Here is a 2,534-nt window from a genome sequence, read left to right on the forward strand (position 1 = left end):
CCAGGTTGAAGGCACGGTAACACGTGCTGGAGGACCGAACCCACTAACGTTGAAAAGTTAGGGGATGAGCTGTGGATAGGGGTGAAAGGCTAAACAAACCTGGAAATAGCTGGTTCTCTCCGAAAACTATTTAGGTAGTGCCTCGTGTATCACCTTCGGGGGTAGAGCACTGTCATGGTTGTGGGGTCCATTGCGGATTACTACGCCATAGCAAACTCCGAATACCGAAGAGTGCAATCACGGGAGACAGACATCGGGTGCTAACGTCCGGTGTCAAGAGGGAAACAACCCAGACCGCCAGCTAAGGTCCCCAAATATGGCTAAGTGGGAAACGAAGTGGGAAGGCTAAAACAGTCAGGAGGTTGGCTTAGAAGCAGCCACCCTTTAAAGAAAGCGTAATAGCTCACTGATCGAGTCGTCCTGCGCGGAAGATGTAACGGGGCTAAGCCATATACCGAAGCTGCGGATGCACAGTCATGTGCATGGTAGGAGAGCGTTCCGTAAGCCTGCGAAGGTGCACTGGAAAGTGTGCTGGAGGTATCGGAAGTGCGAATGCTGACATGAGTAGCGATAAAGGGGGTGAAAGGCCCCCTCGCCGTAAGCCCAAGGTTTCCTACGCAACGTTCATCGGCGTAGGGTGAGTCGGCCCCTAAGGCGAGGCAGAAATGCGTAGCTGATGGGAAGCAGATTAATATTTCTGCACCATTGTGAAATGCGATGGGGGGACGGATCGCGGAAGGTTGTCCGGGTGTTGGAAGTCCCGGTCCTTGCATTGGAGAAGGCGCTTTGGCAAATCCGGGCGCAGGATTCAAGGGTGCGAGGCGAGCCACTTCGGTGGCGAAGCAACTGGAAGGGGTTCCAGGAAAAGCCTCTAAGCTTCAGTTTCACAGTGACCGTACCGCAAACCGACACAGGTGGGCGAGATGAGTATTCTAAGGCGCTTGAGAGAACTCGGGAGAAGGAACTCGGCAAATTGGTACCGTAACTTCGGGATAAGGTACGCCCTGGTAGCCTGACTGGCCTGCGCCAGAAGGGTGAAGGGGTTGCAATAAACTGGTGGCTGCGACTGTTTAATAAAAACACAGCACTCTGCAAACACGAAAGTGGACGTATAGGGTGTGACGCCTGCCCGGTGCCGGAAGATTAAATGATGGGGTGCAAGCTCCTGATTGAAGTCCCGGTAAACGGCGGCCGTAACTATAACGGTCCTAAGGTAGCGAAATTCCTTGTCGGGTAAGTTCCGACCTGCACGAATGGCGTAACGATGGCCACACTGTCTCCTCCCGAGACTCAGCGAAGTTGAAGTGTTTGTGATGATGCAATCTCCCCGCGGCTAGACGGAAAGACCCCATGAACCTTTACTGTAGCTTTGCATTGGACTTTGAACCGGTCTGTGTAGGATAGGTGGGAGGCTATGAAGCGTGGACGCCAGTCTGCGTGGAGCCGTCCTTGAAATACCACCCTGATCTGTTTGAGGTTCTAACCTTGGCCCGTGATCCGGGTCGGGGACAGTGCATGGTAGGCAGTTTGACTGGGGCGGTCTCCTCCCAAAGTGTAACGGAGGAGTACGAAGGTACGCTAGGTACGGTCGGAAATCGTGCTGATAGTGCAATGGCATAAGCGTGCTTGACTGTGAGACTGACAAGTCGAACAGGTGCGAAAGCAGGTCATAGTGATCCGGTGGTTCTGTATGGAAGGGCCATCGCTCAACGGATAAAAGGTACTCTGGGGATAACAGGCTGATACCGCCCAAGAGTTCATATCGACGGCGGTGTTTGGCACCTCGATGTCGGCTCATCTCATCCTGGGGCTGTAGCCGGTCCCAAGGGTATGGCTGTTCGCCATTTAAAGAGGTACGTGAGCTGGGTTTAAAACGTCGTGAGACAGTTTGGTCCCTATCTGCCGTGGGCGCTGGATATTTGAAGGGGGCTGCTCCTAGTACGAGAGGACCGGAGTGGACGAACCTCTGGTGTACCGGTTGTCACGCCAGTGGCATCGCCGGGTAGCTATGTTCGGAAGAGATAACCGCTGAAAGCATCTAAGCGGGAAACTCGCCTTAAGATGAGATATCCCCGGGGCTTCGAGCCCCTTGAAGGGTCGTTCAAGACCAGGACGTTGATAGGTCAGGTGTGCACGTACAGTAATGTACTGAGCTAACTGATACTAATTGCCCGTAAGGCTTGATCCTATAACAGGTGTGTCTCGACCCGCGGTAGTGCTTCAGCACTTGCGCGGGTCCGATCCCCGAAGGGGATTGGTGTGAACTCCCGCGGGAGCTCACAGAAACGCACGGTTGGGATTCAGTGTTGTGCCAGAAACAACACAACCCCCACCCGAATCCTTTACGCTTCTTCCCGATTGGCTGTGGCGCAACCGGTTGACTCCAACCCCTGCGACGCAGCAACCCGTCATGCCTGATGACCATAGCGAGTCGGTCCCACCCCTTCCCATCCCGAACAGGACCGTGAAACGACTCCACGCCGATGATAGTGCGGATTGCCCGTGTGAAAGTAGGTAATCGTCAGGCTCCCCCC

2 rRNA genes (1 of these 2 running past the window's edge) are annotated in these 2,534 nt (G+C 54.4%); both read left to right on the forward strand.

Annotated features, from left to right (window positions below):
- Window positions 1-2,188, forward strand: a 23S ribosomal RNA gene (locus HDG39_RS34160); it begins 793 nt to the left of the window's first position.
- Window positions 2,189-2,413: 225 nt separating this feature from the next.
- Window positions 2,414-2,527: ribosomal RNA gene (gene rrf, locus HDG39_RS34165) — 5S ribosomal RNA — on the forward strand.
- The last annotated feature ends 7 nt before the right edge of the window (window positions 2,528-2,534 follow it).

Origin of the sequence: Paraburkholderia lebeckiae, assembly GCF_014201005.1 — a bacterium.
Lineage (GTDB): Bacteria > Pseudomonadota > Gammaproteobacteria > Burkholderiales > Burkholderiaceae > Paraburkholderia > Paraburkholderia tuberum.